Source organism: Mesorhizobium sp. M0185, assembly GCF_040322175.1.
In the GTDB taxonomy this organism is placed as follows: Bacteria; Pseudomonadota; Alphaproteobacteria; order Rhizobiales; family Rhizobiaceae; genus Mesorhizobium.
Map to the genome: position 1 here is coordinate 1 of NZ_JAMYSY010000011.1, position 26311 is coordinate 26311.

Annotated in this window: 29 protein-coding genes; 11 read left to right on the plus strand and 18 right to left on the minus strand. The window is 62.7% G+C overall.

What is annotated here, in order from left to right:
* Positions 1-85: 85 nt before the first annotated feature.
* The 15 genes from NKJ20_RS11210 to NKJ20_RS11280 form a co-directional block, all read right to left on the minus strand.
* Positions 86-2620: an NAD-dependent epimerase/dehydratase family protein gene (locus NKJ20_RS11210; protein ID WP_352744061.1), complete on the minus strand. Its 2535-nt coding sequence runs from the start codon at positions 2618-2620 to the stop codon at positions 86-88.
* 377 nt (positions 2621-2997) lie between these two features.
* Positions 2998-3240: a hypothetical protein gene (locus NKJ20_RS11215; protein ID WP_352744062.1), complete on the minus strand. Its 243-nt coding sequence runs from the start codon at positions 3238-3240 to the stop codon at positions 2998-3000.
* Positions 3241-3366: 126 nt separating this feature from the next.
* Entirely contained in the window at positions 3367-3933 is a 567-nt protein-coding gene (locus NKJ20_RS11220) for a hypothetical protein (RefSeq protein ID WP_352473256.1), read from the minus strand.
* A gap of 21 nt (positions 3934-3954) precedes the next feature.
* Positions 3955-4677: a cytochrome c biogenesis CcdA family protein gene (locus NKJ20_RS11225; RefSeq protein WP_352473258.1), complete on the minus strand. Its 723-nt coding sequence runs from the start codon at positions 4675-4677 to the stop codon at positions 3955-3957.
* Between the two features lie 26 nt (positions 4678-4703).
* On the minus strand, positions 4704-5501 hold the full coding sequence (locus NKJ20_RS11230; RefSeq protein WP_352542788.1) for a DsbA family protein: 798 nt from the start codon (positions 5499-5501) through the stop codon (positions 4704-4706).
* Positions 5502-5563: 62 nt separating this feature from the next.
* Positions 5564-6322, minus strand: a complete 759-nt coding sequence (locus NKJ20_RS11235; RefSeq protein WP_352744064.1) for an SCO family protein — start codon at positions 6320-6322, stop codon at positions 5564-5566.
* Positions 6322-6633, minus strand: a complete 312-nt coding sequence (locus NKJ20_RS11240) for a hypothetical protein (protein WP_352703990.1) — start codon at positions 6631-6633, stop codon at positions 6322-6324. Before NKJ20_RS11240 ends, NKJ20_RS11235 begins: the two co-directional genes overlap by 1 nt.
* Positions 6634-6646: 13 nt before the next feature.
* Positions 6647-7168: a TlpA disulfide reductase family protein gene (locus tag NKJ20_RS11245; RefSeq protein ID WP_352744225.1), complete on the minus strand. Its 522-nt coding sequence runs from the start codon at positions 7166-7168 to the stop codon at positions 6647-6649.
* A 2-nt stretch (positions 7169-7170) separates the two neighbouring features.
* On the minus strand, positions 7171-7779 hold the full coding sequence (locus tag NKJ20_RS11250) for a DsbE family thiol:disulfide interchange protein (RefSeq protein WP_352744066.1): 609 nt from the start codon (positions 7777-7779) through the stop codon (positions 7171-7173).
* The gene (locus NKJ20_RS11255) at positions 7766-7936 is read right to left on the minus strand and encodes a hypothetical protein (RefSeq protein WP_352744068.1); all 171 of its coding nucleotides are present in this window, start codon (positions 7934-7936) and stop codon (positions 7766-7768) included. The genes NKJ20_RS11250 and NKJ20_RS11255 overlap by 14 nt, the downstream gene beginning before the upstream one ends.
* A 14-nt stretch (positions 7937-7950) precedes the next feature.
* On the minus strand, positions 7951-8391 hold the full coding sequence (locus NKJ20_RS11260; RefSeq protein ID WP_352473266.1) for a DUF411 domain-containing protein: 441 nt from the start codon (positions 8389-8391) through the stop codon (positions 7951-7953).
* A 38-nt stretch (positions 8392-8429) separates the two neighbouring features.
* A complete protein-coding gene (locus NKJ20_RS11265; protein WP_352703986.1) occupies positions 8430-8870 on the minus strand; it encodes a DUF411 domain-containing protein in 441 nt (146 codons plus the stop codon).
* Positions 8871-8906: 36 nt separating this feature from the next.
* Positions 8907-10343, minus strand: coding sequence for a multicopper oxidase family protein (locus tag NKJ20_RS11270; RefSeq protein ID WP_352744070.1), 1437 nt, complete (start codon positions 10341-10343; stop codon positions 8907-8909).
* A gap of 124 nt (positions 10344-10467) precedes the next feature.
* Entirely contained in the window at positions 10468-10965 is a 498-nt protein-coding gene (locus NKJ20_RS11275; RefSeq protein ID WP_352744072.1) for a hypothetical protein, read from the minus strand.
* Entirely contained in the window at positions 10952-11377 is a 426-nt protein-coding gene (locus NKJ20_RS11280; protein ID WP_352744073.1) for a MerR family transcriptional regulator, read from the minus strand. Before NKJ20_RS11280 ends, NKJ20_RS11275 begins: the two co-directional genes overlap by 14 nt.
* A gap of 63 nt (positions 11378-11440) precedes the next feature.
* On the opposite strand from NKJ20_RS11280, the gene NKJ20_RS11285 reads away from it, so the two are divergent.
* Positions 11441-13642 (plus strand): heavy metal translocating P-type ATPase, encoded by a 2202-nt coding sequence (locus tag NKJ20_RS11285; protein WP_352744074.1) that lies wholly within the window; start codon positions 11441-11443, stop codon positions 13640-13642.
* A 31-nt stretch (positions 13643-13673) separates the two neighbouring features.
* Positions 13674-14270: a cation efflux transmembrane domain-containing protein gene (locus NKJ20_RS11290; RefSeq protein ID WP_352452320.1), complete on the plus strand. Its 597-nt coding sequence runs from the start codon at positions 13674-13676 to the stop codon at positions 14268-14270.
* 294 nt (positions 14271-14564) lie between these two features.
* Here NKJ20_RS11290 and NKJ20_RS11295 read toward each other — a convergent pair whose 3' ends face one another.
* Complete coding sequence (locus NKJ20_RS11295) at positions 14565-14987, minus strand: hypothetical protein (RefSeq protein ID WP_352744076.1); 423 nt, start codon at positions 14985-14987, stop codon at positions 14565-14567.
* A gap of 191 nt (positions 14988-15178) precedes the next feature.
* On the opposite strand from NKJ20_RS11295, the gene NKJ20_RS11300 reads away from it, so the two are divergent.
* The 6 genes from NKJ20_RS11300 to NKJ20_RS11325 all read left to right on the plus strand — a co-directional run bounded on the left by NKJ20_RS11300 (position 15179) and on the right by NKJ20_RS11325 (position 21666).
* On the plus strand, positions 15179-15991 hold the full coding sequence (locus NKJ20_RS11300; protein WP_352744078.1) for a class I SAM-dependent methyltransferase: 813 nt from the start codon (positions 15179-15181) through the stop codon (positions 15989-15991).
* 569 nt (positions 15992-16560) lie between these two features.
* Positions 16561-18102 (plus strand): DUF2778 domain-containing protein, encoded by a 1542-nt coding sequence (locus NKJ20_RS11305; protein WP_352744080.1) that lies wholly within the window; start codon positions 16561-16563, stop codon positions 18100-18102.
* Positions 18103-18464: 362 nt separating this feature from the next.
* Complete coding sequence (locus tag NKJ20_RS11310) at positions 18465-19250, plus strand: ThuA domain-containing protein (protein WP_352743640.1); 786 nt, start codon at positions 18465-18467, stop codon at positions 19248-19250.
* 55 nt (positions 19251-19305) lie between these two features.
* Positions 19306-20358 carry a Gfo/Idh/MocA family protein gene (locus tag NKJ20_RS11315; RefSeq protein WP_352744082.1) on the plus strand — a complete coding sequence of 351 codons (1053 nt, stop codon included), beginning with the start codon at positions 19306-19308 and terminating at the stop codon, positions 20356-20358.
* A gap of 32 nt (positions 20359-20390) precedes the next feature.
* Complete coding sequence (locus NKJ20_RS11320) at positions 20391-20843, plus strand: GFA family protein (protein WP_352744084.1); 453 nt, start codon at positions 20391-20393, stop codon at positions 20841-20843.
* Between the two features lie 295 nt (positions 20844-21138).
* Entirely contained in the window at positions 21139-21666 is a 528-nt protein-coding gene (locus NKJ20_RS11325; RefSeq protein WP_502893757.1) for a c-type cytochrome, read from the plus strand.
* Positions 21667-22104: 438 nt separating this feature from the next.
* Here the strand turns inward: NKJ20_RS11325 and NKJ20_RS11330 are convergent, their stop codons facing one another.
* Positions 22105-22407: a hypothetical protein gene (locus NKJ20_RS11330; protein ID WP_352744086.1), complete on the minus strand. Its 303-nt coding sequence runs from the start codon at positions 22405-22407 to the stop codon at positions 22105-22107.
* Between NKJ20_RS11330 and NKJ20_RS11335 the strand changes: the two genes are divergently transcribed.
* The 3 genes from NKJ20_RS11335 (at position 22396) to NKJ20_RS11345 (ending at position 24945) form a co-directional block, all read left to right on the plus strand.
* Positions 22396-23682: a LuxR C-terminal-related transcriptional regulator gene (locus NKJ20_RS11335; RefSeq protein WP_352744088.1), complete on the plus strand. Its 1287-nt coding sequence runs from the start codon at positions 22396-22398 to the stop codon at positions 23680-23682. The two genes, NKJ20_RS11330 and NKJ20_RS11335, sit on opposite strands and share 12 nt — an antisense overlap.
* Before the next feature lie 130 nt (positions 23683-23812).
* Complete coding sequence (locus NKJ20_RS11340; protein ID WP_352744090.1) at positions 23813-24478, plus strand: hypothetical protein; 666 nt, start codon at positions 23813-23815, stop codon at positions 24476-24478.
* Between the two features lie 14 nt (positions 24479-24492).
* Positions 24493-24945, plus strand: a complete 453-nt coding sequence (locus tag NKJ20_RS11345) for a nuclear transport factor 2 family protein (protein WP_352744092.1) — start codon at positions 24493-24495, stop codon at positions 24943-24945.
* 635 nt (positions 24946-25580) lie between these two features.
* On the opposite strand, the gene NKJ20_RS11350 is transcribed toward NKJ20_RS11345, so the two are convergent.
* Entirely contained in the window at positions 25581-26309 is a 729-nt protein-coding gene (locus tag NKJ20_RS11350) for an amino acid ABC transporter ATP-binding protein (protein WP_352744094.1), read from the minus strand.
* Positions 26310-26311 lie beyond the last annotated feature (2 nt).

The window sequence follows — 26311 nt, forward strand, 5'->3', positions numbered from 1 at the left end:
AAGCGTCATCCGCAAACCCACGCACCAAATGACGCGTCAGCGGCTTCGTTCAATCCCTCGCGATTCAAACTGAACGTCCGACGCTCTAGGCGACATAGCGGTCCCATGAGCCGTAGTGCTCCTTGCTTCGGCGCCCCCGAGGCAGGCTGAGGCCGATCACAACTAGCCCTGCAACGGCATTGTTCAATGTCGAACCTCTGGTCGCGCCGTCGAGCAGCCAGGGCGCTGCGATCAGCCATAACCCGAACGGCAGGTTGAGGAAACGCAACGGCCGTGCCACCTCGGCCATGGCGCAGACCGCGATCGTGATGATCATGGCGCCCGAGAGGTGATCGCTGTTTGCAATGGCGCCGGCTGTGCCGAAGACCAGCCGCGAGACCATCAGCCAACCGCCGACGATACAGCATGCGACCAGCGTCCATGGAAACGTGACACCGCGAATGGCTGCGGCGGACTGTGCGGCAAGCGCGGCGGAAAAGCCGGGATCGTTCTTGTCCGCCTCGCCGTTCGGCTCCGGCCCGCCTTGGAAAAAGGTGCGCCAGAACGGACGGTCTGCCCGCACGCTGCGCAGCGTGTACTGGCCCATGGCGACCACCTCGTCCAGCGTCAGCGGGATCATGACCAGCATGGCCGCCGCCGCGATGAGGCACAGTGTGCAATAGGTGCCGATCATGATCGGCTGGATGATGATGAAGAAGATCGAGACGCCGCCGAGCGGCACCACCAGGATGAAGAAGAAGGCCACCATCCAGGGCATGGTGCGCCAGCGGGTCGCCGTGCCCATCGCGCCCATCAGGGTTTCGATCATATAGGCCACGGCGCCAAGCCCGGCATCAGCGACTGGCCAGGCTCGAGAAACGTCGGATGTGATGATGAATTCCGTGCCGTTCCTGCCGTCTCCGCCGGGGAAGAACGGCTCCCAGACAGCACCCACATGGCCGAGCTGGTAGGCAGTGAGATAGCGGGCGATGAGGAAACCGAAGAAACCGAGCGCGATGATCGGCAGGCGCTGCAGCCAGGATGACGGCGAGTAGGTCCAGCCAGGCGGAACGGTGCTCTCGTCCATCATCCCTTCGTGGCTCATGCCCGGCATCATCGGGACGAGCACCGAGAAAGCGATGGCCAGCGCGCCGACGATCGTGTCGTTCATGGTGGCGGCGGCGCTCGGCGTCCAGAAGAACAGCGGCGCGAACAGCAGCCACAGGCCGGCGATCGTCGTGCCCCATTGCGCCCAGGAAAAACGCGGCGACAGTGCGAGCCCGCCAAACAGCATCAGCAGCAAGCCCGAGACAATGTCGCTCCAGCCGGTGAGCGCGTTGCGCAGCACCGGTTCCCACAGTCCACGCTCTTGCGTGACGTCACGCACAGTGCCGGCCGCCGCCGGATCGAACAGCGCGAACTGAAGCGGGCTGGTGAGGAGCCACACGCCAAGCGTGATGACCAGGAAATGAGCCCAGAGCATCTGCTTGCCCATCCCCGCCATCTCGGCCATGTGTCCGGGTTTCATCTTGTCGTGTTTGGCCTCGAACGCCTTGTCGTTCTCTCGCGCTTTTGTTCCGCTGCCGGCCACCTTGGCGGCGTTGAGCTTGTTGGCCCGATACCAGCCGGCGGGATCTGCCTTGAGCGCGTCGACGATCCGCGGCAACGTCTCGCGCAGGGAATGCCGGGGCTGCCAGCCGAGGACATTGCGGGCACGGCTGATATCGATCGCGTAGTGGTCGTCGGCGATATCGACCATCCAGGGACGAACAAATGATTCTTCGCCCAGCACGTCCTGTTGGACCCAGGCACCCGCCTTGGCGAGCGCCTTCGGCACCTCCCGTGTCTCCCAGTTCTCGCCACGGATCAACCGACCAATCTCGGCTTGAAGTTCGCCGTAGCCCATGACCTCAGGCTCGCCGAGAAGCAGCGCCAGCTCCGTGGGAAGTTTCTTCCGCCGATCTATAAGGCGCGCCACCGCATCGGTGAGGTCTTCCAGATGCAGGAACGACTGCCCGGTGCGCAGGTCACCCGGATATACATGCCCGGTCGGATCCTCTTCGTAGATACGCGCAATCTGATTGGCGAGGAATGCGTTACGGCCGAGATCATCATAGACGCCGGCCGGCCTGGCATAGACGACAGGGATCGCCCCGTGCTGCTCATGGATCAGGCGCTCGGTCTCGATCTTCGAGGTGCGGTAGGGTAGGTTCGATTCGAGCGGCCAATCCTCATCGATGATGTCGCCTGGTCGGCCACCCTTGTGCGCCAGCATCGAACTCATGAAGACAAACTGCTCGACCTCAAATTGTTTCAGGGCGCGCAGGAGCTTCTCGGTGCCGCCAACCGTAATCTTTTCGTAGAGCGGGTTCCGTTCGCCTGTGAGATCGAAATAGGCCGCAAGATGGATCACCGAGGCGAGGCGGGCGCCATAGGCCGTCCGCACGCGCGCCAAGCCGGCTGCCACGGCGTCCTCCGATGTCAGGTCGATGCAGACGCACTCCGCGGCCGGCGGCGGCTGACGCGTCGCCGCCCGGTCGAGGCCGACGAGAGCAAACCGGTCGGCGAAGCTGTTGACCAGAGCCGAGCCGATGAAGCCGGTGCTGCCGGTAACAATAACCGTGTCTTTGCGCTTCGCCATCCAGACCTCATAGCCGGCGATTTGCCACTCCTGAGAGGGCCGAAGGCGACAGACGTTAAGAGCCGAGGGGGCCGGACCAGTTCCGACGCCGACCCGATGACGCTGCTGCTTCCGATGACGACTACAACTTTCCGCCCTTTTTGCTCTTTTGACCCCGACTGCCTATGCTGTCAGGTTCGCAAATATTTGACCAGCGCCGCGATCGCGAGCACGAGGGTGACAAGCACCAGGACCCAAATGAGCGCCATGCCGCCCATCATCCACATTGAACCGTCCATCATCATTACAATCATCCCTCCCGCCGCCGCTGCCACCGGCGATTGCGAGGGGAACTAGTTCGCCATGTATGCCCGTCAAGGCGAACTCGATCAACTCGATCAGCCCACGAAGGCGGTGGCTTGCCGGTCAATCAGGGCATGTTCAATGCTATCGACGAACGAGTTCATAGTGGGCTTCGGCCAAAACATGCTGGCCGTGCGGTAACTCGGGAACGGCAGGGCTGTGATCAGTGCCTCCAGCGCTCGCAGCAAATGCTCCGCGACATCTGATCTGCCTTGCCGATATGCCTCTCTGAACAGGGCCAATAGCTGCCTTTCGAAATTCATGGTTCGGTCCGCCATTGGACGATCTCCGGAAGTTGGCAATGAGCCTAACCGTTCCAGCCACCGGAAGGTCAAGCGCACCTTTCAAGAAGCTAGAACAGGTTGAGAGCGCTTGTTGAACCGCATCCGAGGCGTCGCCCGGCTCTACTCTCCACCGCCGCAGCCGTCGGAGAGATCCCAGACGTCGACGACCTGCTTGCCGGTGAAACCGTGCTCGCGGATCAGGAACTTCGCCAGCCCGCCATACACTTTCCAGCGCCAGCATTGACAGCAGCATGGGCCTTTCTCGTTGGAATTGGCCATCGCGTAGTCGTAGGCCTGCTGCTCTTCGCCGGAGAGTTTCACATCGTAGTAAGGAATCAATTTTTGGGCGATGCCAGCCGGAATGTCGTATGGATCGACGGGGATCATGGCGATATCGCGATACTTGGTCAGCCCATTCAACTGCTCGATGTAGCGCTTCATTTCCATCGGGCTGCAACACGAGCCCTTGATCCGCGACGTGCTTGGCATGGTTGCGATCGACTCCGTGAATTTGGCCGAACACGTGCTGTTGCCATTTTCGCTGAGGTCTTTGAAGCGACCCGCCATACCGGGGTCTTCCGCAGCGATTGCCAAATCCGGTTCGTTGACAAAGCCGGCAACCATCGCGGCGCCGAAAACACCGCCGAAAACAACCATTCGTCTGTTTGGGGACATTGTCCGGACCATGACTAATTCCTTTCCCGGTCTTCAGCCGATGCGCGTGAATATTGGAAACTGTTCGAGCAGCCAGAACGAGAATGTCGACATCCGTCCGGTGACCATGGCGAGCCCCATGACGACCATGATACCCCCGGCGGCGAACTGCAACATCGAGCCGGTCCGGCGCATCGCCTTCAGCCGCCGCGCCAGACTGTCGGTGAACAGAGCGGCAAGCAGGAAGGGAAGGCCGAGGCCGAGCGAATAGACGGCGAGCAGCGTCACGCCTTCGGCGACGGTGGCCGACGCGGCGCCGACGGTCAGGATGGCGCCGAGGATCGGGCCTATGCACGGGGTCCAGCCGAAGGCGAAGGCGAGGCCGAGAACATAGGCCGACGTCGCCTTACCACCGGGCATATCGGCATGAAATCTCGCTTCGCGCATCATCCAGGATGGGCGAAGCAGACCGGTGAGGAACAGGCCGAACAGGATGACGATCGCACCGCCGGCAAGGTTGAGCTCGATGCGGTGGCGGAGCAGCAATCGGCCGAGCGCCGTGGCGCTGGCGCCTAGCACGATGAAGACGGTCGAGAACCCGAGCACGAAACAGAGGCTCAAAGCGGCCGCCGACAGGCGCGCCGACCCGTCCATCGGCGTCCTGCCGGCGACATAGGACACATAGCCCGGCACCAGCGGCAGCACGCAAGGAGAGAGAAACGAGACGATGCCGGCCACGAAGGCGGTCAGCACGCCGATGTTGGAGAGTTCGGGCATCGGTCAATTGTTCCCGCTTGCCGGCGTTACTTCTTCAGGGCCCTTGCCTGCCCGATCAATTTCTTCATCGAAGCAAGATCGGTCGCGCCTTGAAAAATCTGGTCGCCGACGACGAAAGTCGGCGTTCCGGCGATTTTCAGCGCCTGAGCCAGTTTCGCATTTTGGTCAATCGCCGCTTGGATGTCCGGATGCTGCATATCGGTCTTCAAGCGAGGGACGTCGAGGCCGACCTCGGCCGCGATCCTGAGAACGATCGTCTCGTTCACCCGGCTCTTGGCGTCATACAGGGCCTTGTGGAACTCCGCATATTTGCCCTGCATCTGAGCCGCGAGCGCTGCCTTGGCCGCAAATACGGAATCAGGGCCGAGGATGGGGAATTCCTTGTAGACGATGCGCAACTGCGGGTCGTTGGCCGCGGCTTGCGCCATGATCGGCGCCACTTGGCGGCAATAAGGGCAATTATAGTCGAAGAATTCGGCCATGGTGACGTTGCCTTGCGCATTGCCGCCGACGGGACTTTGCTTGTCGCGGAAAATGTCGTCCGCGCGCGACGCCAGAACCGCCTTTACCTGGGCCGCCTCGGCCTCGCGCTGGCGCTGATCCAGGCTTTGCAGCGCCTGCACCAGGACTTCGGGATGGGCGAGGATATAGTCGTGGATGCGCTGGTCGATTTGGTCCTGGGACATTCCGCCAGCCGCCATCGCCGATCGCCCGGCGCCCTGAAGGCCCGGATTTAGCAGGAACCATCCGGTCACGGCGGCAAGCAGCAGGGCGCGGACAAGCCAGCTCCCATATCGGTTTGCCTGTTTTACGCTGATCGTCATATGCATCTCTCCTTGTTCTCCGTCGAGGCGCCCGGTCGGCATGCCGCCGGCGAAATTGCGCGTCAAAAGAAGTTCTTCAATTTTGCCAGCCAGCCTTCGTCCGGCTCCCCACCCGTTTCCTGTTCATGGTGCGGACGCTCGACGCCGTTGGTGAGCGCGTTGACGAAGGTGACAAGATTGACCGGCGCGAAATCCAGGCCGTGAAAATTGGCGCGCCACCGGCCTTCCTTGTCGATGACATGAGTGACGATGCCGTGCGCCTGAATGCCGTCATCTGTCTTGCTGAATCTGTGGCCGAAGGCTTCCGCCAGCTTGCGGGTCGCGTCCTCCGGCTGATCGGGTGTCGTGGTCAGGAACAACCAATTGACCGGATCGAGCCCGTGCGCCGGCCCGTAGCTGCGCAGCACGTCCGGCGTGTCCCGCGTCGGGTCAGTGGTGATAGTCACGAAGGTGACTTGGTCCTTCATCGGCGTGGCGTTCACCATCGCCTGGATCTCGGCGATCTTCTCGGCGTGGAGCGGGCATACGTCCGTGCACGACGTGTAGACGAAGTGGAGGACGACGACCTTGCCATGCAACTCGGTCGGCCGCACGATACGCCCCTCAGCGGTGCGCAGGGTGAAATCGGGTATCGGCTTATCAATCGGCTGGAAATACTTCTCGTCGCCCTTGAGCATGGCGTCGACTTCATCGAGCGAATGCGCCTGCGCGCCGTGAAAAAGGCCGAGGATCAGCGCCGCCAGTGCGATCAGGCCGCACAGCAAGCGCGTGCCCAAAGTCGGCGAGAGCGCTTGCCGCTCGTTTTGGGTCTGGATAGGCATCAACCGCTGCCTTTCGTGGTGCCTTCCCCATCCGCTTTTGGGGCAGCGTTTTCCGTTTGGCAGGTGCGGCCTGTCATCCGGTTCATGCACAGGCCGAGCGCGCACATGGCCACGCAAGGCAGGACGCTGAGCAGCAGTGGCGCAATGCCCGCGGCGACCAGCCATGTCCAGTTGAAGGCCAGGCCGGCGACGGCAATGACCGTGCCGGCAGCGATTAGTCCGCGCCGGTCACCGAGATAGTGGCGGATGGCGTGAAGAATGCTGCGGCCAAGCGAAGCCTGCGAGGTTTGGGGCGATTCTGTTGTGGTCATGTCTTTTCCTTTCTCAGTTGGCCCCGAAATGGCTGCGGATGAACGCCATCATTTCGGGTGAATCCCATTCGGCTGGGCCGATCAGCCGGCCGATTTCCTTGCCCTCGCGGTCGATCAGCAATGTCATGGGAAGGCCGAGGGCGCCGAGCGTGAACATCGCCTTGCCCGTTGTGTCGATGTTGAGGGCGAGATGCTCGACGCCGATCTCGGCGAAGAACTTTTTCACGATGTCCGGACCGCCGCGATCCATCGACAGCGCGATGACCTCGAAGTCCGGTCCGCCGAGCTTGGCTTGCAACCGGTCGAGCGTCGGCATTTCCTTGCGGCAGGGAGCGCACCATGTCGCCCAGATGTTGAGCAGCAGGACCTTGCCGTGGAAATCCGCAAGCGTCTTCGGTTGACCGTCGGCGTCCTCAAAGCTGATTTCCGGCACGGGGACGGGAGCCTCATGAACGGCGAAGTCCTGCGGCGGCTCGACGGCCGATGCGGGCTGCGCCACCGCGAGCAAGGCGCCGAAGAGCGCGAGAGCGAGCATCTTCACGGTTGCCGCTCCTTCGCCTCGGCCCTCAGGCGCTCGACGAGCGGCATGATCGTTTTCTCAAGGGCCTCTTCCGTCACCGCGCCAATGTGCTTGTAGACAATGCGGCCGTCGGCACTCACGACAAAGGTTTCCGGTATGCCGTAGACGCCCCAATCGATGGAGACGCGGCCGTTCAGATCCGCGCCGGTACGCGTATAAGGATCGCCCATCGTGTCGAGCCATTGTGCGGCGTCATCGGGCCTGTCCTTGTAATTGAGCCCATGCAGCGGTACCGTCTTGCTCGCCGCCAGTTGTATGAACACAGGATGTTCCTCGCGGCAGGCCAAGCACCAGGATGCGAAGACGTTGACCAGCGAAACGTCGCCCCGCAGGTCACCGCTCGACAAACCAAGCGTGCGACCCTGGACCGGCGGCAGGCTGAATTGGGGCACCGGCTTGCCGATCAGCACCGATGGAATGTCGGACGCATTGCGCGTGAGCCCCCAGGCGAGCAACACGGCCAGCCCGACGAAAATCATCACGGGCAGGACGACCAGTAATCGTCGAAGCAAGGCGCGCCGAATGGCTGCCGGTCCCGCATCGGATTGAACGTCACCGCTGGTCATGATGCACCCGGCCGATTGTGGTCCGACGACCCGTCAGCACGTATCTTGCGAGTGCTGCGACGGCGAGCACCAGAACCAGCAGCACGAGGAAACCGGCAACGGACAGGAAGGTCATCGCAAGCCAGGTTCTGGCCGGACAATCGGAAATGTCGGTCAACATTGCGGTGCCTTTCACTCCGTCGCGTAGACGGTCGGCGCCTTGCCGTCCTTGGTGAAAGCATAGATCGTCCAGGTCCCGTCTTTCTCGCCGCCCATGCCGGGCGCGCCCGTCGGCATGCCGGCCAGCGTGATGCCGGTGATTGCTGGCCTTTCGGTCAAAAGCTTCTTGACGATCTCGACCGGCACTAGGCCGTCGACGACATAGCCGTCGACCATCAGCGTATGGCAGCCTTGCAGGTCGGCCGGCACGCCGGCATCGCCGCTAATCTGCGAGAGGTTGTTGACCGGCTTGATCTCGACCTTGAAGCCATTGTGCTCCAAATAGTTAGCATAGGATTCACAGCAGCTGCATTGCGGGTTCTTGTACATCACCGCTTCGATCGTCGCGGCGACGGCCGGAAGGGGCATGGCGATCGCGACGGCGAAGGCCGCAAGCGAGTAGGTCAGTTTCATGGCAGTCTCCTCGGGTTCCAGAAATTCATCGCCGGCCGTCACTGCGTCGCGTAGACGGTCGGCGCCTTGCCGTCCTTGGTGAAGGCGTAGATCTTCCAGGTCTCGGTCTTCTCGCCGCCCATTCCCGGCGAGCCCATCGGCATGCCGGCCATGGCGATGCCGGTGATTTGGGGCCGTTCCGTCAGCATCTTCTTGACTAGGTCGACCGGCACGAAGCCGTCGACCACGTAGTCGCCGATCACCACCGAATGGCAGCCCTGCAATTGCGCGGGAACGCCGAGCCCGGCGCTTATCTGGCTGAGGTCGTTGGTCGGCTTGAGCTCGACCTTGAAGCCGTTCTGTTCGAGATAGGCGGCGTAGGTCTCGCAGCAGCTGCAGCTCGGGTTCTTGTACATCACCGCCTGGATCGTTGCGGCGAATGCAGGCATCGGCATTGCGATTGCGACCGCGAGAGCGGCGATTGAGTAGGGCAGTTTCATTTGCAGTTCTCCTTGGGTGATTGGGTGGCAAAAAAATCAGGTCACGCGGAACACTGTCATCAGGCCGGCCATCTGGTGATCGGCGACATGGCAGTGCAGCATCCAGTCGCCCGGATTGTCGGCGACGAAGGCGCATTCGATCGTATCCTTGGGGGCGAGCAGCACCGTGTCCTGCCATTGCCGGTGCGGCACCGGCGAGCCGTTGCGCGAGATGATCGACAGGCTGAAGCCGTGGACATGCATCGGGTGCCACCAGGCGGTTTCGTTGCGCATGGTGAGATGGCAGGTCACACCGCGTTTCAGCGTGAACTGCGGCGCCATGCCGGCATGGCCGTCGCCGGTCATCGACATGCCGTTGATCGCCCAGGCCGCACCGCCGTTCATGCCCATCATCCCCATGCCCATCATGCCGCCGACGCCCTTGAGCTTGCCGCCGCCCATCATGCCGCCCTGCAGCAAGATTTCCTGGCGCTCGGCGCCAGCGAGGTCGGGCTGGGGCAGAGGGTTGCGCGGCAGGCCGGCTGGCGCGTCGAGCGGATGCGCCCTGATCGGCGGCGCTGCGTCATAGGCCAGCGTGGTCAGCGTATAGGCGAGGCCGTCGTAGAAATCGTCGATCACCGCGTGGCGGCTGCCGGGGTGGCCCTGCATGTCGAGCACGATGTCGATGCGCATGGCGGGCGCCAGCACTAGGCGACCGCCCTCCGGTTCATGCGGATCGCAGGGCTGGCCGTCGATGGCGACGACGACCGGACGGTGGCCTTCGAAGCGCAGCGCCATCATGCGGGCAAGCGAGGCATTGGCGAGCCGCAGCCTGACGCGCTCGCCGGCTTTCACGCTCCGATCGCCTGGCCCCGTGCCGTTGACGGTGACGACATTGCCGACGCGGCCCGACATCGACGCATCCATGGCGCTGCCGAAGCCGCCGGCGATCTGCCCATCGGCCGCAAGCCGCCAGTCCTGCAGCAGCCACAGAATGTCACGGTCGACGGCGACCGGCTCGACCTCCTCAACGACCAGTGCGCCGGCAAGGCCTCGGCCGAGCTGGACCAGGCTGTCGGCGTGCGGATGGTACCAGAAGGTGCCGGCGTCCGGCGGTGTGAACTCATAGACGAAACTTTGCCCCGGCCCGATCGGCTTCTGGGTCAGGCCCGGCACGCCGTCCATGGCGTTTGCCAGGCGAATGCCGTGCCAGTGGACGGTCGTATCCTCGTCGAGACCGTTCTCGACAGTGATGCGGACCGGCTGGCCTTGCCGCAGGCGCAGCGTCGGGCCGGGAATTGTGCCGTCATAGGCCCATACCGTGGTTTGCGGGCCACCTGCGTCGATTAACCGGGCATGGGCCGGCGCGACCTTGATACGGCGCTCATCAACTGCGGCTGCCCGCGCCGGGCGCATCGACGTCGAGACGGCGACGCCCGCCGCCGCAAGCAGGAACCTGCGGCGCGACAGGAAAAGACTGGAATTGCTATTCACCCTTGCGTTCCTTGCGATCTCGATCGACGGCGAGCGTCGACTGATTGCTCTCCGCGCCCGTCGCGCATCAACGCGAGCGGGCGACCGGACGCCGGACATCAGCCGTGGGACGGCTGAAACGGCGTCAGACGAGAGCGCTGGGTCTTGGAGGGTATGGGTCGGGCAGGGAACTTCGCCCGTGCAGGAACGGCGCCGGCAGCGGCGATATCTGCGACGGCAGCGGGGTCGTCGTCATCTCGAGCTTCTGCGGCAGCAATGCAAGCGCCGGCGCAATGCAGGTCGGCGGGCAGTATATCCCCTTGCCATCACCGCCGGCACCCTTGAGGCACCCCTTGCAGTCACCCTTCATGGCGGCATCGGCCATCTTGCCCATGCCGGGCCCCGCAGGCATGGTCATGCCATCGTCGGCAGCCATGCCGGCCGTCATCGTTGCCGACATGATGCTGGCCTGTGCACCGGACAGGCTGAGCCCCACGGTCAGGAAGACCGCGAGCAGCGTGACGAGCATATGTTTTGGCGACAGCCGAGCCAACATCTGCTCAGGCTGACCGCAAAGTACGGTTTTTGCAAGTGCCAATGCTGTGACATAGCGACCAAGGGGGACCCAATCAGTGCCGGGCATGCTCGCATTTATCGTGATCCGCCAGCACCTCGATGACACGGCATTCGCAGACTTTTCCGTGCCGGCAGCCTTCGACCATATGCTCCAGCTCGGCTTTCAACGCTGTAAGGCTGCGTATCCGCTGAACCACGTCGGCCAGACGCGCCTGGGCAATGGCGTCGGCGGTCGCACAAGGCTGGCTGGGATTATCCTGCAGCGTCAGCAGCGCCCTGATGGCTTCGATCTCGAACCCCAACTCGCGCGCGTGCCTGATGAAGGCGAGCCGGCGCAAGTCTGCCGCTTCATAATGCCGGCGATTGGCTTCGCTGCGGGCAGCGGCAGGAAGCAACTCTATCTGCTCATAGTAGCGGATGGTTGGAACCTTCACGCCGCTGTGTCGGGCCGCTTCACCGATGGTCACACCTGTTGACATTTCGCTTGCTCCTCTAGTCGCTAGAGGATGTAGCGTCGCGCTCGAAGATACAAGAGGTTCACCATGGCTGCGACCAAACAACAGACCCGCTACCGCGTGGAAGGCATGGATTGCGCCGGTTGCGCCAGCAAAATCGATACGGCCGTGCGGCGGATGCCTGGTGTTCAGGACATCAACGTATCCGTTTCGGCGGGCACTCTGACGGTCACTCATACTCCTGAAAGCAATCTCGGCGCGATCGAGAGGAAGGTCACCGGCCTCGGCTACGCCGTCGCTCCGCTGACCTCCAAGTCTGGGACGGCGGCATCCGATCAATCCGCCGACAACCATGCCGACGGAAGGCGCAATCACGACGAGAACGTAGCGGGGTTACATGATAACGATGATGCGCCGGCGTCGGAGCTATGGTGGGACAGCGCCAAGGGCCGCCTGGCCATCGCCAGCGGGGTCGCCTTGGCCTTGGCTTTCGCGATTGATTACGCCTGGCCCGCGACCGGCCCGTGGGCCTTCATCGCCGCAATGCTGCTCGGCCTGGCTCCGATCGCGCGCCGAGCGGCCTTGGCCGCAGCCGCAGGCATTCCGTTCACAATCGAAATGCTGATGACTGTGGCGGCGGCCGGGGCCGTCATCATCGGTGCCGGCGAGGAAGCGGCGACGGTGGTCTTCTTGTTCCTGATCGGCGAGTTGCTCGAAGGGGTTGCGGCCGGCAACGCACGGTCCAGTATTCAAGCGCTCACGGCCCTCGTTCCCAAAACCGCGTTCGTCGAGAAAGACGGCCAGACCCGCGAGGTGCCGGCAGAAAGTCTGGCTGTGGGCGCCATCATCCTCGTGCGGCCGGGCGACCGGATTCCGGCTGACGGCGAGATCATCGAAGGCGGGAGCGCCATCGATGAATCACCCGTCTCCGGTGAAAGCGTGCCGGTGCGCAAGGACGTCGGCGACACGGTCTTTGCCGGCACTATCAACGGCGACGGCGTGCTGCGCGTCAAGGTGACGGCGACCGCCGCAGACAACACGATTGCACGCGTGATCAAGCTGGTCGAGGAGGCGCAGGAAAACAAGGCGCCGACCGAGCGCTTCATCGATCGCTTTTCGCGCTGGTACATGCCCGGCGTTGTCGCCGTCGCGGCGCTCGTGGCCGCCACACCGCCGCTGCTCTTGGGCGGCGATTGGAACGAATGGATATACAAGGGGCTGGCGCTGCTGCTCATCGGTTGCCCGTGCGCGCTGGTCATTTCAGTTCCGGCGGCGATCGCGGCGTCGCTTTCGGCCGGAGCCCGGCGCGGCCTGCTGATGAAAGGTGGGGCGGTGCTGGAAGGGCTCGCGACCATCAACGCCGTGGCGCTCGACAAGACCGGCACGCTGACGCTCGGCAAGCCACAGGTCACCGATGTCGTTGCGGTGGGTGCCGGTGAACGCGACATCCTTTCGCTCGCGGCAGCGCTTGAGATCGGCTCGAGCCATCCCCTCGCTTTGGCCATCCTCCAAAGGGCCAAAGCCGGCAACATTCCCGTGCCGCCTGCCGCCGAAGCCAAAGCGATCGGCGGTAAAGGGGTTATCGGTCGTGTCGGCGGCAAGAACCTGTTTCTGGGCTCGCCAGTCGCGGCGGGCGAGATAAACCTGCTGCCAGCAGATCAGGCGGCACGCATCGTGGCATTGAACGATGAAGGCAAGTCAGTGGCGGTGCTGCTTGTAGACAACGCGCTGGCCGGCTTCATTGCCATGCGCGACGAACCCCGGCCGGATGCTTTCGCCGGACTAAAGGCGCTGACCAATGCAGGCATCAGGACAGTCATGCTAACCGGCGACAATAAGCGCACGGCGGCTGCCATCGGCAAACAGCTCGGCATCGAGGTGCGCGCCGAACTGCTCCCGGAGGACAAGCAGCGCATCCTCGGCGAGTTGAAGGGGCAGGGGCTTAGGGTAGCCAAGGTCGGCGACGGCATCAACGATGCGCCGGCACTTGCCGCGGCCGATGTCGGCATTGCCATGGGCGGCGGCACCGATGTCGCCCTTGAAACGGCTGACGCAGCGGTGCTGCGTGGACGCGTCGGCGATGTTGCGGCCATGATCAGGCTGTCCCAAGCAACCATGGCCAACATCAAGCAGAACGTCACCATTGCGTTGGGCCTGAAGGCAGTGTTCCTGGTGACGACGATCGCCGGCATCACCGGCCTCTGGCCCGCCATTCTCGCGGACACCGGGGCGACGGTGCTGGTGACGGCCAATGCCATGCGGCTGTTGCGGTGGAAGAGCAGCTGGTAAGAGCGACAACGGCATCGTGTTAGGGCAGACCATGCAGCAAGCCATTGCGTCGGACGGCCTTCGCCGGGTGGTGCTTGTCGTGGCACTGCTGAACCTGGGTTATTTCGGCATTGAATTCGCCGTCGCGCTGGCGATCGGCTCGGTGTCGCTGTTCGCCGACAGCGTCGATTTTCTGGAAGATGCCTCGGTCAATCTCCTCATACTGCTCGCCATGGGATGGTCGCTGCGTGCCCGCTCGCGGGTCGGCATGGCGCTGGCGCTTATCCTGCTGGTGCCGGGCCTGGCGACGCTGTGGACCGCGTGGGAAAAGTTCAACATGCCGGTGCCGCCGCAGCCAACGGCGCTGACGCTGGCGGGATTGGGCGCTCTGGCGGTCAATCTGTCATGCGCCTACATGCTGGCGCGCTACCGCCATCACAGCGGCAGTCTTACCAGGGCGGCATTCCTCTCGGCCCGCAACGATGCGGTCGCCAATATTGCGATCATACTGGCCGGATTGGTGACGGCCTTCCTGTGGCGCTCGGCGTGGCCGGATCTGATCGTCGGCCTGGGAATCGCGGCACTGAATGCAGATGCGGCGCGCGAGGTCTGGGAGGCAGCTCGGGAAGAGCACCGGGCCGTTTCGTGAGCTCCAAAACGCTCAGCGCGCTGCCGGATTGCCAATCCGCCAATGCAGGGCCCCTATACCGGCCAGCAGTCAGCCAGAAACATGCGCGATCTCTAATATAATCGCACCCGGGCGGAGGGAGAACCGCTCATAAGTAAAAATCGGGAGGAAAACCATGAACAGCATGAGCCTCACCACACTTGGACGAAGTCGACCGGGTCGAAGCGGTGAAACGATGAACCGCTCAAGGCCACGCACGTCATCAAAAGGCCCGCGTCTCCGAAGAGGACGCGGGCCGGTTTTCGTCGGCATGCGCTAGGCAGGTATCAAGACGGCGATGCGGTGGATGCCGACCACCTTGCTGGTGTTGGCTGCCTCATCGGTCTTGCCCTTGGAGCAGGTATATACGTCACCTTCCCTAAGCTTGAATTCCTTGCCGGCTTTCTTGATCGTGAATTCACCGGCAGTAATGGTGCACACCATGTCGTTGTCCATCACCATTGCAGGAGCGGCTGCTCCCGGTTGAAATACCACATCGACAATTGAGATGCTTTTGTAGGCGGGGATGTCGGAATTGCCGGTGCCGACCTCGACCAGTCTGACGCCGGGGGCTATCTCCTTGCCTTCCTTCGGGCCGTATTTCTTGACCTTTGCAGCAGCCGCCAGCGTGAACAAAGGCGTTACCGCTGCCGCCGTCACGCCGAGCGCAATTGCAGACCTGCGATTTATGGTTTTCATCGCATCCTCCCATTTTATGTTTGGCCACGCACCAATGCGCATGACCACAATATATTAACACATATGCAGATAATTGCAGTACGGCGTTTCGGAGCTTCCGGGAGCGAACCGCCTCCCGGTCGAATGCGACCGAACAGCAAACAATTCCATGCTATGCTGGCGAGCCATCAAACGGACGGCGGGGGATAGCAATGTTGGAAACGGACAAGGTATTCGCCGGCTCAATTCCGGAAAACTACGACCGCTATATGGTGCCGTTGATTTTCGAGCCGTTCGCCGCAGATCTTGCACGACGGGCAGCGTCCTTGTCGCCAAGCGCCGTTCTGGAAACCGCCGCGGGCACCGGGGTTGTCACCCGCGCATTGGCGCCAAAACTGTCCGCCGATGCAAGCTATGTCGTAACCGACCTCAACCAGCCGATGCTCGACTACGCCGCTTCGCGGCAAGCTCCCGACGATCGCATCAAATGGCGTCAGGCTGATGCTCTGGCGCTACCGTTCGAAAATGCGGCCTTCGATCTCGTTTGTTGTCAGTTCGGCGCGATGTTCTTTCCCAACCGCTCATCTGCCTATCGCGAAGCCCGGCGAGTCCTGAAGCCCGGAGGACATTTTCTATTCAGCGTATGGGATCGCATCGAGGAGAACGTGTTTGCCGACGATGTGACGAATGCTCTCGCAAGGATTTTTCCGAACGATCCGCCGCGCTTTCTGGCACGCACGCCGCATGGCTACCACGATACGGCACTGATCCGCAGCGAGTTGGAGGACGCAGGTTTTTCCGGTGTGGTGATCGAGACGAGAGCCGAACAAAGCCGTGCCTCCTCGCCCCGCGTTCCAGCCGTTGCTTATTGCCAGGGCACTCTCCTTCGCAATGAAATCGAGGCCAGAGAGGCGGGAAAACTGGACGCTGCAACCGACTACGCCGCAGCCGCGATTGCAGACAGGCATGGCAGCGGCAAGGTTGCCGCCAAAATCCAGGCTCACATAGTGGTGGCTGTGGCCTAGGTGTTGGATATCCCGCTCCGGCATTTGGCGACATTCAGCTGCTGTGCGGCAAACATCTTGCCGCTATCCCGAATTCTCAGACGTTAACGTTCATTCGCCCGAGTGGCAGGTCGACAAGTGCCCGCTCGATAATCGCCGGTTTGACCGATCGCCGGGGCTTGATGGCGGCGGCTGCCGGCCTCAAGATTCTGGTCGGCCCGGCTTCACTTTCGCAGCCATGGCCGACTCCGCCCAGCAAGGTCTAGTCATTTCGCTTTCTTGACTCGGCCGACAAAAACGGGCAGCAAAGTCATCATTGGAGGGCAGTTTTGCCAACTATGTAGGTTTTGGAGGGCGTTTTTCGGTGTGACCGTCGCCCAATCGGCGGTCGGTAGAGGGATTGGTTAACCAACTTTGTCCATCTTTTGAATCAATCGGCAACAGACGCAAAGCGTGCTGGGGGCACCAGGCGAACTGTGAATGTCACGGCTGCGAAATCCGCTAGCCGGCATCGGCCGATTGAGAGTGGTTGAATGGCGTTTGTAAGTGCGAAAACCCGGGGTGACAGTCCTGCAACTGGATTGACTTCGATGAGGCCCGGCCTGCGCTGGGTCGCGGTTCCGGCCGTCGGCGCAGCCATTGCTTTATGGTCGGTGGCGACCTTGGCCGGCCTTTATTCGATGGGAAGCTCGCTAACCGCCGCTTCCAACGGTCTCCCGCAAAGCCTGCTCGCGCCGCGCACCATCGCGCTCGCCGATCCTCGCCGCAGCCTTGCAAAAGCGCAGGCCCCGACGTGGGCCGCAGCAAACGCGGCGCTGTCGGCCAAGCTGCTGCAGCACGGCTGCGATGCCAACTGCCTGCGGTCGGCGTCGAACTTCGTTCACCAGGGAAAATCGGCCCGTCTCAAGCGCAATACCGTGCCGCTTGTCGCCGATGCATCGCGGCAATCGAGCTTCGACGACGTGGTCGCCAAAGCAGGGCTGTCGCCGCAAAAGCTTGCCGCCGCCTTTGCCCATGCCGGCTCACCCGTCATGCTCGCAAGCCTGCCGGCCGACGCCCGGTTCGCCGAGCCGGTACGCATACCCGACCCGAACGGCCCGGCGTCGGTGCGCTTCGGGCCGGCGGTGGCGGAGATCGAACGCTCGTCGCGCCTTGCGTTGGCGCTGGCGAATACATTGCCGGAGCAGATGATCGATGTGCTCCCGGCCGCCATCGCGGCAAGCGAGCCCGCAGCCTCACAAGAGCCGCAAGAACCTGAGGTCCAACTGGCCTCGCTGCCGCCGCAAGACGACATGTCCGACAGCATTCCGCTGCCGACGCTGCGTCCGCGGGCGGACATCGATAAGCCGGCCGAGGCGCCGCGGGCTCAAGCGTCAAGAGATCAGGCGCCAAAAGACCAGGCGCCAAAGGCCCAGGCGCAAAAGGCCCAGGCGCAAAAGGATCAGCCATCGAAAACGGAGCCGCCCAAGGCGCAGGCCTCCAGGACCGCCAAGGCGAGCAAGGTGCAGACGGCCGACGCCCCGCCGGTCGAGACGCCCGGCAGCCTGTCGCCTCGCAATTCGTCACAAGCGGCAGTGCCGGCCGTGTCGGGCAAGCCGGGCAAACGGTCGAAGACGCAGGGCGGCGATATGCTGGCCTATGCCAAGCCCGACATGTCTTCCGGCGGTCTCGGCGGAGCCTTCAGGAACCTGTTCACCACGCCTAACCTGGGCAGCGGCGTCGCCGTCTACGACATCTCGGCCAAGACCGTCTATATGCCCGACGGCTCGCGGCTGGAGGCACATTCGGGATACGGTTCGATGGTCGACCAGCCGCGCTACGTCAACCGCAAGAATGTGGGCCCGACGCCGCCAAACACTTACGATCTGAGGCTGCGCGAATCGCGTTTTCACGGCGTCGAGGCGATTCGGCTCACCCCTGTCGACGGCAAGAACAAGTTTGGCCGCGACGGCCTGCTTGCGCACACCTACATGCTGCGCGGCGGGCGTGCCGAGTCCAATGGTTGCCTCGTTTTCAAGGACTATGCCCGCTTCCTCGCCGCCTACAAGAAAGGCAAGATCAAGCGCCTCGTGGTGGTGCCGCGCCTGTCGAAGCCGCTGACACGCGTCGCCCAAGAGGGGCGAGGGGCTTAGGTCGTTCGCGGCAGTCCTTCATGGCTTCGTCATCCCAGGGCGGAGCGAACGCGAAGCGGAGCGCAGACCCTGGGATCCATGCCGTTACGTCAGCCGAAGAATGCAACGACGCAGATTGAAAGCCGTTCTGTAGCGATCCCTTTCACCTCCTGTCCTTCCCGCATCAAAAAGTCCCGGCCGTTGCAGCGCGGAGAGGTCACGGCATGGATCCCAGGGTCTTCGCGACGTCGCTTCGCGCCTGCTCCGCCCTGGGATGACGAAGCTGGGGAGGTTTGGCCAATCTCGAAGGTTTTCAATCCCGTCCAGGGACAGTATGAGTGGCCGGTGGGGCGGCTCCGGCTTCAAACAATCACGAGGACATCATGACAATACGCGCTGTCGTCTGGGGCGAGAATATTCATGAGCGGACCAACGAGGTGGTCGCGGGCATCTATCCCGAGGGCATGCATGCGACGATCGCCAATGCACTGAAGCTCGACCCGGAGATATCAGTGTCCTGGGCAACGCTGGAGCAGCCGGAGCATGGGCTGCCGGCCGACCGTCTGGCCAAGACCGATGTCTTGCTGTGGTGGGGGCACAAAGACCATGGCGCCGTCGCCGACGAAGTGGTCGAGCGCGTGGCGCGCCGCGTCTGGGAAGGCATGGGGCTGATCGTTCTCCATTCCGGCCATTTCTCGAAAATCTTCAAGAGGCTGATGGGCACGCCCTGCACGCTGAAATGGCGCGAGGCGGGCGAGCGCGAACGGCTCTGGGTGACCAGCCCCAACCACCCGATCGCTGCCGGGATCGGCGAGTATTTCGAGCTCGAGAACGAGGAGATGTATGGCGAGCAGTTCGCCGTGCCGGAGCCGCTCGAGACCGTCTTCATCTCCTGGTTCCAGGGCGGCGAAGTGTTCCGGTCAGGGCTGACCTATCGCCGCGGCGCCGGTAACATCTTCTATTTCAGGCCCGGCCACGAGACCTATCCGACCTATCACGACGCCAACGTCCATAAGGTGCTGCGCAATGCGGTGAGATGGGCGCACAACCCGCAAGGCTCCAATCCAGCCATCCTCGATGCGCCGAACGTGCCGGTGGAAAAGGCGCTCGAGCCGATCGTCGAGCGCGGCGGAAAGCTTCATTCCGCCGGCGAAACCGGCTTCCGCTAGACGACAAATCCATGATCGAACAAGAAGATAAAGCCCTGTCCTAAGGATAAGAATCATGCGTCTGTTGATACTCGGAACCGGCTGGATGGCGGAGGAGCACGCCAGGCAGTTCGGTAAGATCGAGGGCGTCGAACTGATCGGCGCCGTCGATCTCGACCGTATGCGTGTCGACAAGTTTTCGGACATCTACGGTATCCCCAACCGGTTCGCGTCGCTGGACGAGGCGCTGGCATGGGGCAAGTTCGACGCGGTCGCGAACGTGACGCCCGATCGCATCCACCATCCGACCACCATGATGCTGATCGCGGCGGGCAAGCCGGTGCTGTGCGAGAAACCGCTGGCCGAAAATTACCAGAAAGCCAGTGAGATGGCCGCTGCCGCCGAGCGGGCCGGCATCATCAACATGGTCAACCTGACCTATCGCAATGTCGCGCCGCTGCAGAGAGCGCGCGCCATGGTGCTGGCAGGCGAGATCGGCACGGTCAGGCATGTCGAGGCGTCCTATCTGCAGAGCTGGCTGATATCCAAGTTCTGGGGCGACTGGCGCACCGATCCGAAATGGCTGTGGCGGCTGTCGCGCGGCCACGGCTCCAATGGCGTGCTGGGCGACGTCGGCATCCACATTCTCGATTTCGCCAGCTATGGCGCGGCGCTCGACATCGACCATGTGTTCTGCCGGCTGAGATCCTTCGACAAGGCGCCCGGCAACCGGATCGGCGAATACGAGCTCGACGCCAACGACAGTTTCACCATGGCGCTCGATTTCAGCAATGGCGCCTTCGGCGTCGTCCATGCCAGCCGCTGGGCAACCGGCCATTTGAACGAACTCCGCCTGCGCATCTACGGCGACAAGGGCGGCATCGAAGTCGTGCACAATCTGACCGGCTCGGAGCTGAAAGCCTGCATCGGCGACGATGTCGAGAACGCCAAATGGCAAGTTCTGAATGCCGGAACGGTGCAGACCAACTACCGGCGCTTCGTCGATGCGGTCCGCAACGGCGTCCAGGCCGAACCGTCGTTCCGCCATGCGGCCGAATTGCAGAAGGTACTCGACCTCGCAGTCGTGTCGGATGAGAAGCGGGCCGAATTGAGCACCGATACGCAGTGATATCGTTCAGGGAATCTTGAGAGGAGCCAGCCATGGTCACGCGGCGCGCCGAATGTTCCTGCGCTCAGCTGTCAGCCACCTGCTCGGGCGAGCCGGTACGCGTCTCGCTCTGCCATTGCTTGGCCTGCAAGCGACGCACCGGCAGCGCGTTCAGCTTCAACGCGCGGTTTGCGGACGGTGACGTTTCTGTCCAGGGCCGCTCGGCGAAGTTCACGCGCATTGGCGACGAGGGCGGCCGCGTCATCTACAGCTTCTGCCCGGATTGCGGCACCACCGTCCATTACCGGATCGACGCTCAACCCGGTCTGACCGCCATCCCGGTGGGCGCTTTCGCCGACCCTGCGTTCCCGCCGCCCTTCCTGTCCTTCTCCACGAGAGCCGGCGCTGCCAGTGGGTCGAGATCCGCACTGAGCCTCTGGCGACGTTCGGCTGAAGACGCTGGTCTCCTCTGGCTGACGTTTCAGGATCAAACCCAATCACTCTGAACGACCGAGTTCGACCCGGTCCGACCGTACAAGGCATTTCAGGCGACGAAGTCGATCCATCACCGTGCGTGGCTCGATCGCGCCAAAGGAAGGCGTGTGCGTCGGCTGAGCAAGCCCCGTCACAGTTGCGCTCAAACGGGGCGCGACAAGTGCTGACCATTGATCGCTGATGGTTACTACGTGCTGGCCATGCTAGAATTCAGCGTCCTCGACGTGGTTAAAATCGGGGAATTGCGACCGGTTGACGGCGCGGGAGGTCGACGGACAAACACGAACAGATCACAGGGAGGAAGCAATGTTTCGGACACCAGTTCATCTTGCATTCTTGACAGCGTCGATTGTTGCCCTGCCATCTTACGCGGCCATGGCCGATGACACACAGATCGCGCGCGGCGAATATCTGGTTACGATTGCCGGCTGCAGCGACTGTCACACATCCGGTTATTTCTTCGGGAAGCCCGACATGTCGCGCTTCCTCGGCGGTTCGGATGTGGGCTTCGAGATTCCTGGTCTTGGTGTCTTTGTCGCCCGTAATATCACGCCTGACAGGGAGACCGGTATCGGAAGCTGGACCCCGGAGCAGATCGTCACCGCGATCCAGACCGGCGAACGGCCGGACGGCCGCATCCTGGCGCCGATCATGCCTTGGCGCGATTTTGCGCATCTCACCGCGGATGACGCCATGGCGATCGCGGCATTCCTCCAAAGTGTGAAGCCGGTCAGCCACCAGGTTCCCGGCCCGTTCAAACCCGGGGAAGCGGTGTCGACGTTCATGATGCGGATTATGCCGCCGGGGGAAGCCGCAGCCGCTGCGACGAAGTAGGGCGGCTTTGATCGGAACGAGATTTTTCGCCGAATAATGGGTGAATGTCCGCCTTGGAGATGGTGAGGCCGATATCGGAACGGCAGAAATGGGTCGATTCGAGCCGTTGTGCGAAGGGCAGCTTTTGAGAAGCGCCATGAATGTCGCGATATTGGCGCTACCTACTCGTTTCCATCGATGAGACGAATGGCAGCATTCCACCACCGTTCCCGGTCCTCGGCGGCGGACGCGATGAACGGCTCGATTGAGCCCGAAACGAACTTCTGTCACATCAGTAACCTGCCGCCACCTCCTCAGCAAGATATGTGCTATTCTGAGGCTATGCCCGCGCCCTCCGACCGATCACGCGACAAGTCGCCGGAAGACGGTGCAGTTGCATCGGATCCGTATGCGGAGCTAGCCAATCGCGGCGATTGGTCCAGGCTTCACCGCGAACTGTCAGACAGAGACCGCTGCAGTGAACTTGGCGGCGCCGAGCTCCAGCGCCTCGGGGAAGCCGCCTACATGCTTGGGCGCGAGGAGGAATTCGTTCGGGACTACGAGAGGGCCTTCGAAGACCATCTCCGGAACGGACGCGAACGATCCGCAGCGCGTTGCGGCTTCTGGATCGGGCTCACCCTGATGTTTCGCGGTGAATTCGCCCAAGGCAGCGGATGGCTGACCCGCGCCAACCGGCTGGTCGAGGATCACACGCAGGAATGTGCAGAACACGGTTACCTTCAGCTCCCAATGGTCGAACAAAGCCTCGCCGCCGACAGTCCGGACGAAGCATTCGCGCACGCAACACGTGCCGCGGAGATCGGACAGCGCTGCGAAGATCCGGACCTCTTGGCTATCGCGCGCCACCTTCAGGGCCGGATATTGATCCTGCGCGGCGACTATGTGCGCGGCTTCGAACTGCTGGACGAGGCGATGGTTTCGGTCACCTCGGGCCGGCTCTCACCGATCGTTACCGGGCTGGTCTACTGCAGCGTGATCGAGATCTGTCAGAAATTTCATGCCACGGGCCGGGCGAGGGAATGGACCTCGGCACTGGTCGGATGGTGCGCCGGACAGCCCGACATCGTTGCCTTCACCGGCAGATGCCTGATCCACCGGGCCGAAATTCTGATCCTCGACGGCCACTGGGACGAGGCCGGCCGCGAGGCCGGTGTCGCCAGCATCCGCCTTCAGCAGGGGCCCTCGAAGCACCACGCCGGTCCGGCATTCTACCAGAAGGGCGAGGTATTTCGACTCCGCGGCCAATGGAACGAGGCCGATGCCGCCTATCGCGCGGCGAGCAGGCTCGGGTTCGATCCGCAGCCGGGGCTGGCGCTTATGCGATTGCAGCAGGGGCACGAGCAGCCGGCCCTTTCGGCGATCCGCCGCGCACTGCAGTCCGTCGACGACCTGCCGGGCAAACTCCGCCTCTTGCCGGCTGCGGTGGAAATCACTCTCGCCGTCGGTTCGGCCGATGACGCTTGGGAGCTGTGCGAAACACTGCACGACTGCGCGCGCCAATATTCCGCGGATGCAGTCCGCGCCGCAGCCGCCGAGGCTACCGCGCGGGTGCTGATCCATGCTGGTCGAGCCGCGGAGGCATTGGCCCATATCCGGCGCGCGGTAGCGATCCTCTGGGACCTTCGGGCGCCCTATCATCTTGCCCGGATGCGGGTGCTGACAGCGCGGGCCTGTCTCGCAACCGGCGATACTGAAGCGGCGCAGACCGAACTGGACGAAGCGATAAGACTTTTCCGCGAGCTCGGCGCGCGCCCCGACGAAGCCGTTGCCGGCAAGCTGCGGGTCACCATGACGGCGACAGGCGGCGAAGTTCTCACCCCCAGACAGACGCAGGTTCTGCGCCTGATCGCGTCAGGCCTGACCAACCCGGAAATTGCCGGCGAGCTCGGTCTGAGCCAGCGGACGGTAGACCATCACGTTAGCGATATCCTGACGCGGCTGAACGTGCGCACGCGCGCGGCAGCCACGGCCTATGCGGTCGAGCACGGCCTGATCGGCATGGTCGTATCTGGGTAATCCTACCCAAGCCAAAATTTCTCGTTGCGTGGGTACTTACGCCGAAGCGGGCAACCGTGGCGCGGGTCTAAACCTCATGGCGTGGTAAAGGCCACAGGAGGTTTTCCCGATGCAAACGAATAATAACAACATGAGCGGGCCGGGCGGTGTCTGGCTCGCCACCGGAACGCTGCTGCTGGCGGCTGCGCTCGTCTTTCACGGGCCACCGGACGCGGATTTGTCTGTTCAGATGCAGAATATCGCCGAGGGCCATGGGCGATGGGCTACGGTCCATTGGACGGCGGCAGCGGCGCTGTTCCTGATCGCCGGCGCTTCGTTCCTGAACCTGGCACTCAACCCCCGCGTCCGGCTTTCGCCGATGCTGAGTTCTGCCTGGATAGTGATGGCTCTCGGCGCCCTGACCACGTTCTCCACCGCAGTCGCCGAGGCATCGGTGGTCGCGGTCGCGGCCGACCGGGGTGACACCAACGCCTTCATGACCTGGTGGGCGTTTTCCGGCGGCATGGGTAACGGATTCTGGGCGCTCGCCCTGGCGACAGCGCTTGTCGCGTATCACGACGCCCGCGATGACGTCGGGATACTGCCCCGATGGGCCGCGATCGTCGGCTCGGCGTTCGGTATCCTTTCGGCAACCGGGTGGACACTCGGTGAGCAGCTCGGGATCGGCATCGGAGGTCCGATCTGGCTGATTTCCTCGCTTCTCATGTGCCTGTGGCTCGCGTGGTACGGGCTGTCCTCAAGGAGCCTCCGGTCGGGCAAGCCACAGCGCAAAGCGCCTGATCCAGCATCATCTTAAGACAGGAGGAAAACATGTCCCTTCAAACGAAGGAAATCGAAGCGACGATCCACGACGTCCACGAATTCTTCACTGACTGGGTGACGGGCCGATGCCGTGGCGACGATGCGACGTTCAAGAAGAACGCGCTCGACCGGATCAGCGATGATCTGGTCGCCATCATGCCAGGCGGCAGGGCGTTCGGGAAAAAAGACTTCGCAGGTTACATGAAGAGCATCTACAGATCGAATCCGGCCTTCCGTATCAAGATACGCGACATCCGGATCAGCCATCAAAGCGCCGACCTGGCGGTCGTGAACTACCACGAATGGCAACGCGACGCGAAGGACTCCGATCAACCGAACAATGGCCGGGTCACGACGATGGTGGTCCGCGACCGCGGCTACAGTCGGGGGCCCGAGATATTGCAAGTTCATGAAACCTGGCTCCCAGCCGATGTCGTTCAGTACGCGGATTTCGCGTTCTGAGAAGCGTCGGTCCGAAACGGGCAGAGAAAGGATTTGCGCTGGCGGGACCATCGGCTCTGCCGACGTCATCGAGCCAGAACTGTGCTTCTTTCAGCCCGTCGGCTGGGTCGAGATCAGCGCCGACCCTCTGGCGACGTTTGGCTGAAGACGCCGGCCACGGCCGGCTGACGTTTTAGGTCAAAACCCAATCATTCTGAACGACCGGGTTGAACCCTCTGCAGACCTCTCGGCACGCTGTGTAAACCACGTCCGTTAGTTGATATTGAGGGCCAGGGACTCGGCCGCTATATTGAAAGCGTGCGCTTTCTCTAATTCGCAAGTTGCTTCTTCCGCCTGCCTGCTCGCTATTAACAATATTCTTGTCCGATTTTTTCGTTTGGGAGGCCGGCATGTCAGGATTGTATATCAATCAATTAGAGCGCCTAAAGACGGCGAAAGGGGAAGAGCTTTTGACTGCGGATCGGTTAGAGGATGGAAAGATTGCTAACGTAGCTCCACCGCCTATCCCGAGTGACAAGCGCATTAAGATTGAGCGTGGCGACAGAGCTGTGACCAAGGTCACGGTGCGCGAGTCCTAAGGTCGATTTCCACTCATCTCGGTCGCAGCCGGCAGTCAGCTAATTGAGTTGTTAGCCCTAATGCCGCAGGATCTTGCTCAGGAAGGCGCGGCTGCGGTCGGTCTTCGGGTTGGAGAAGAACTCATCCGGCGTGCCGCTCTCGACGATGGCGCCGGCATCCATGAACACCACCCGCTGCGCGACCTTGCGGGCAAAGCCCATCTCGTGCGTCACCACCATCATGGTCATGCCTTCCTCGGCCACCGCGACCATGACGTCGAGGACTTCCGAGATCATCTCGGGGTCGAGCGCCGAGGTCGGCTCGTCGAACAGCATGATCTTGGGGCGCATGCCGAGGCAGCGCGCGATCGCCACGCGCTGCTGCTGGCCACCAGACAGCTGCGCCGGATAGGCGTTCACCTTGTCGGCGAGGCCGACCTTGGCGAGCAATTCGCGCCCGGCCTTCTCGGCTTCAGCGCGCGGGATCTTGCGGACATGGATCGGCGCCAGGGTGACGTTCTCGAGCGCCGTCTTGTGCGGGTAGAGGTTGAACGACTGGAAGACGAAGCCGATCTCGGTGCGCAGCCGCGTCATGTTGGTGGCGGGGTCGCCGAGGCGCTGGCCGTCGACCGTCAGGTCGCCGTCGCGGATCGTCTCCAGGCCGTTGATGCAGCGGATCAGGGTGCTCTTGCCCGAGCCGCTCGGGCCGCAGACGACGACCACTTCGCGCGGCTCGACGCTCAGCGTGATATCCCTGAGCACGTTGAGCTGGCCGAACCATTTGTTGACGCCGCGAAATTCGATCATGC